This window comes from Streptomyces sp., from assembly GCF_031178505.1.
GTDB classification, from domain to species: Bacteria; Actinomycetota; Actinomycetes; order Streptomycetales; family Streptomycetaceae; genus Streptomyces; species Streptomyces gulbargensis.
This window is the reverse complement of sequence record NZ_JAPSIW010000518.1, coordinates 1-5168: the sequence shown is the minus strand read 5'-3', so window position 1 is coordinate 5168 and position 5168 is coordinate 1. Positions and strand designations below refer to the sequence as shown.

The window sequence follows — 5168 nt, the reverse complement described above, 5'->3', positions numbered from 1 at the left end:
AACAGCTCCGTGGCCGTCGTCATCTGTCCTCCTTCGTGCCGGACCTTGCCGGGCGGCTCTCTGCCATCGTGTAATCCGTGATGCAGGTCTCACTACCCCCGAACGGGGGTGTGCGCCCCGGGACGGGCGCGAGAAGGGCGGGACGAGTGGCGGTGGACGCGGCCGACGGGGTGGAGATCCGCAGTGCGCTGGTGCGGCTGCGGCGTACGACCGGGCTGCCGGTCGCCTTCGGCGGGCTGGTGGAACCGGGGCGGCGGCAGGTGCGGATCAGCGAGCTGAGCGGCACCTCGACGGGCGCGCTCAGCGCCCTGGCGGTGACCTCCGGCAACGGCCTGGGCGGCAAGGCGGTGGCGCTGTCGCGGCCATGTGCGGTGACCGACTACTCCGTCTCCCGGCAGATCAGCCACGAGTACGACCTCCCGGTCGCCGCCGAGGGGCTGCGCTCGGTGGTGGCGGTGCCGGTGGTCGTACGGCGCCGGGTGCGCGGCGTGCTGTACGGCGCCCTGCGTGCGGCCCAGCCGCTGGGCGACCGGACGCTGGGCGCGGCCGTGGCGGCGGCGCGGGACGTGGAACAGGCGCTGGTGCTGCGGGACGAGGCCGGCGAGCTGCTGGCGGCGGCCCGGCCGCAGCCGGTGCCCGCGCCCACGGGCTCCGTCACCGCCTGGGAACAGGTGCGGGAGGCGCACGCGGCGCTACGGGCGCTGGCGCCCAGGATCACCGACCCGGCGCTGCGCGACGAGTTGCTGCGGGCGTGCGGACTGCTGGCCCCCGGCGTCGGGCCCGGCCCGCACGAGGTGCGGCTGACGCCGCGCGAGGTGGACGTGCTGGCCTGTGTGGCGGCGGGCGCGACCAACGCGGCGGCGGCCGAACGGCTCGGGGTGGGCCCGGAGACCGTCAAGGGCTATCTCCGTTCGGCCATGCGCAAGCTCGGGGCGCGCACGCGCGGGGCTGCCGTGGTCGCCGCGCGCCGCGCGGGCCTGCTGCCGTGACGGCCGGCTCTTCTCCGTCGTGTGCCGCGTTCGGTTCTCGCCGCCCGCGTCGTTCCCCTCACCCCGTCGTCCCGCCGTGACGCGACCGGCCGTTGCCTAACATTGGCCGGGACACGACATACGGAGGGGAGCGGTCGCCGTGCGACGGGACTTCACGGAGTCTGCCGGGTGCCGTTCCGACCTGGTCATCGGGCGGGAGGAGTCGTTCGGCGCGGCGCGCGAGCAGCTCTCCCGAGGGGGAAGTGTGCTGCTGCACGGACCCGCCGGCATCGGGAAGTCGACGGTGCTGCGGGCACTGGCCTCGGAATACGCCGGTACGGCGCACACCGTGTTGCGCTGCTCCGCCACCGAGTCCGAATCCCACCTCCCCTTCCTCGCCCTCGCCGACCTCCTGGGCCTGGTCCTGGACCGGGTGACCCCGGTGCTGCCCGACGCCCAGGCCACCGCGCTGGAGTCGGCGCTCACCGGACGCGGCGAGTCCACGCTCCAGCGCGACGGGCTGGCGCTGCGCCTGGCCGTGCTCTCCGCGCTGCGCGCCCTCGCCGCCGAGGGCCCGGTGCTGGTCGTCGCCGACGACCTGCAGTGGCTGGATCCGGCCAGCGCCGAACTGCTCGGCTTCGCCGCCCGCCGCCTGGGCGACACCCCGGTACGGCTGCTGTGCGCGGCGCGCACCGAGGGACCGGAGGCGCAGGGCGCGGCGTACGACCGCCATCTGCGGGCGTCCCCGCCGGACACCCGCGCGGTCCGCCTGGGCCCGCTGACCCGCGCCCAGGTGTCGGCGCTGCTCGACGAGCGGGGCTACGCGGGCCTGCCCCGTTCCACGGTCCGTGACATCCACCGCACCAGCGGCGGCAACCCGCTCTTCGCCCTGGAGCTGGGCCGGGCGCTGGCCGAGAGCCCCACCCCGCCCCGGCCGGGCGAGCCGCTGCCGGTGCCGACCTCGCTGCGCGCCCTGGTCCTGACCCGGCTGGAGATGCTCTCGGACGAGGCCCGCCGTACCCTGCTGGTCGCCAGCGCCGGTGCCCGCCCGACCCCGGCGCTGCTGCACGCGGCTGGCCGGGAGAACGCCGAGGCGGAGACCGCGCAGGCGGCGGCCCTGGGGCTGCTGGCGACCGACCCGGAGGGCCCGGCCGTACGGTTCGCGCACCCGCTGATCTCGGCCGCCCTGTACGCGGAGGCGCCGGCGCCGGAACGGCGGGCCGCGCACGCCGCGCTGTCCACGGCCGCCTCCGACCCGATCGAACGCGCCCGGCACCTGGCCCTGGCCACCACCGGCACCGACCCGGAGGTGGCGGACCGGCTCGCCGAGGCCGCCGCGCTGGCCCGGGACCGCGGGGCGCCGTCGGTGGCCGCGTCGCTGGGTCTGCTCGCGGCCCGGCACACCCCGCCGGACGGCACCCCGGGCCCGGACGAGCGCCGGCTCACCGCGGCCGAGGACGCGATCACCGCGGGCGAGCCGGACCTCGCCCGGGACATCGCCCGCGAGGTGCTGACCCGGGCCGGCGCGCCCGACGAGCGGGTACGGGCCTGGATGGTGGTGATCGAGGCCGCCGGGCAGGCCATCGCCGACGTCGACGCCGCCTTCCCGCAGGCGCTGGCCGACGCGGGCGAGGACCCGCGCCTGCTCGCCCTGGTCCACTACCAGCTGGCCTGGCGCTCCCTGGTGGTGCAGGGCGACTTCGCGCAGGGCCGCGAGGAGGCCGCGCACGCGGCCCGGCTGGCGGCCGAGGCCGCTGACCGGCGCACCGAACTGCTGGCGCTGGCGTTCCAGGCGCAGGCCGAGACGCTGATGGGGCATCCGGACGCCCCGGAGACCATCGGGCGGGCCCTGGCGGAGCCGCAGGACGCGCGGGTCGCCTGCCATCACAACGGGGCCGGCTCCGCCCGGTTCCGGTGGCTGGTGATGAGCGACCAGCTCGCCGAGGCGCGCACCGCCGTCACCGGGCTGCTGCGCGAGGTGCGCCGGCGCGGCATGGCCGAGAGCGAGGTCCACTATCTGCGTTTCCTGGCCGAGACCGAGTTGCACTCCGGGCACTGCGGGCGGGCCCTGGAGCTGTCCCGAGAGAGCCTGACGCTGGCCCGCGACGCCGGCATCGGGGAGGGCGCCGGCGCGATGCAGGCCGCGCTCGCCGAGGCGGCCGGCGGGGACGTGGAGCGGGCGCTGACGCTGGCGCGGGAGGCGGTGCGGCGGGCCGAGGAGGACGGAGACGCCGTGTACCTGTCGCGGGCGCTGGCGGCCCTGGGCCACGCCGCCCTGGTCGCGGGTGACGCGCGGGCGGCGGTACGGGCGCTGCGGCGGGTGCGGGAGCTGGAGGCGGGCGCGGGCATCACCGACCCGGCGCGGGGCCGGTGGCAGGGCGACCTGGCGGAGGCGCTGGTGCGGACCGGGGAGCCGGCCGAGGCCCTGGACGTCATCGAGGTCACGCGGGCGCACGCGCTGCGGCTCGGCCGGGGCAGCGTGCTCGCGGTGCTGGACCGGGCCGAGGCGCTGGTGCGGGCGGCGCGCGGTGAGCACCGGGGGGCCGTCACGCGGTTGACGTCGGCCCGGGAACGGCTGGCCGCACTGGGCTACGGCCTGGAGGAGGCCCGGGCCGCCCTCGCGCTGGCGGAGCTGAGCGGGGACCGGGCGGGACGGGCCCCGCGGGCCGCGTCGTACGACGAGGCGGCACGGCTGTTCCGGAGCTGCCGGGCGCTGCCCTGGCTGCGGCGGGTGGAGGCCGCGCTCGCCGCGCCGGAGGCCGGTCCGCAGCCCGCGCGCGCTCCCCACCCCGAGGCGCTGGCGGGGCTGGCCTCGATGGAGCGTCAGGTGGCCGCGCTGGTCATGGAGGGCGCCACCAACCGGGAGATCGCCGGGCGCCTGTTCGTGAGCGTCAAGACCGTCGAGGCGACGCTGACCCGGGTCTACCGCAAGCTGGGCATCCGCTCCCGCGTCGACATCGTCCGGCTGGCGGCCGGCCCGCGGCCCGAGTGAGACATCTCCCGCTGCGGCGGGCGGAGGTGACGGACCGAGGGTTTTCCCTGCCCGGCTCCCCCTAGGGGGTTCCCTCATTGGGCCGGTCCCGCGGCCGGTTCTAGCGTGTGCACGTGCCGCTCGCCCGGGCATACGGGGGTCTGTCCCGAGACCCCCGTGCAACCCCCCACTCCGGGCGACCCCCCACCGGCAAAACCCGAGGAGACTCATGTTCGGGCTCTTCCGCACCAGACCTGCCGCTCCGGCCGGCGCCGCGCGTCCGTGTCCGCAGCCGCCGCCCGCGGCGCACCACCCGCGCAGGACTCCCGAGTGACCCTCGGGTGACAGACCAGGGGGCGCTGCGGGCCTCCACGAGCGGCCCGCAACGCCCCCTCTCCACGTCAGCCGCGTACCGTCCCGAAACGGATGTCGTACGCCGCTCCGGGTGCGTCGCCGCCGGCATCCGCTCCCCTTCCGCCGCGCCCTCGTCCCGCTGTGCCCCGGCGAGGGACCGAAGGGTTCGACGACGAGGGCGTCGTCCGGCTTCCACGGTCGGGCCACGACGGTGTGGCGGGCGCCCGTGATTGCCGTACCCGCCCCGGGGCACCCGTGCGCACTGTGCACGGACGAGACAAGATCCTGGTGACCGGCTGGTTCAGCTTCCTGCACGGGGAGGCGACCGCCGGGGACGTCCTCGCGCTGCGGCGGGTGGAGGAGGTGCTGGGGAGCGCCGGGCTCGCGTACGACGTCGTGTGGAGCCCGGGGTTCCGGGCTGAGGGGCCCCATTTCGCGGACCTGGACCCGGCGGCGTACACCCGGCTGGTCTTCGTGTGCGGGCCCGCCCACGGATGGCAGGTCGAGGAGTTGCACCGGCGGTTCGCGCACTGTGTGCGGATCGCCGTCGGCGTCTCCGTGATCGACCCCGGCTCCCCCGCCGTCACCGGCTTCCACCGGGTGCTGGCCCGGGACGCCGCCGGCACGGATCCGACCCCGGACCTGGCCGCCCGCGCGCCCGCCCTGCCCGCCCGGCCGGTCGTCGGGGTCGTCCTCACCCACGGCCAGCACGAGTACGGCGGTCAGCGGCGGCACGAGGAGGTCGCCGCCGGGCTGACCCGCTGGCTGGCCGGCAAGGACTGCGCCCGGCTGGAACTGGAGACCCGGCTCGACGCGCACGACTGGCGGCTGTGCGGGACACCGGCGCAGCTGGAGGCGGTACTGGCCCGGCTGGA

At 77.2% G+C, this 5168-nt stretch carries 3 protein-coding genes; all 3 read left to right on the top strand.

Annotated features, from left to right (window positions below):
• The first annotated feature begins 146 nt into the window (after positions 1-146).
• On the top strand, positions 147-989 hold the full coding sequence (locus tag RIF68_RS26725; protein ID WP_019330138.1) for a LuxR C-terminal-related transcriptional regulator: 843 nt from the start codon (positions 147-149) through the stop codon (positions 987-989).
• Between the two features lie 139 nt (positions 990-1128).
• On the top strand, positions 1129-3960 hold the full coding sequence (locus tag RIF68_RS26720; protein ID WP_309053856.1) for a LuxR family transcriptional regulator: 2832 nt from the start codon (positions 1129-1131) through the stop codon (positions 3958-3960).
• A gap of 597 nt (positions 3961-4557) precedes the next feature.
• Positions 4558-5168, top strand: a 611-nt coding sequence (locus RIF68_RS26715; protein WP_309053857.1) for a polysaccharide pyruvyl transferase family protein, incomplete at its 3' end; no start/stop codon positions are given.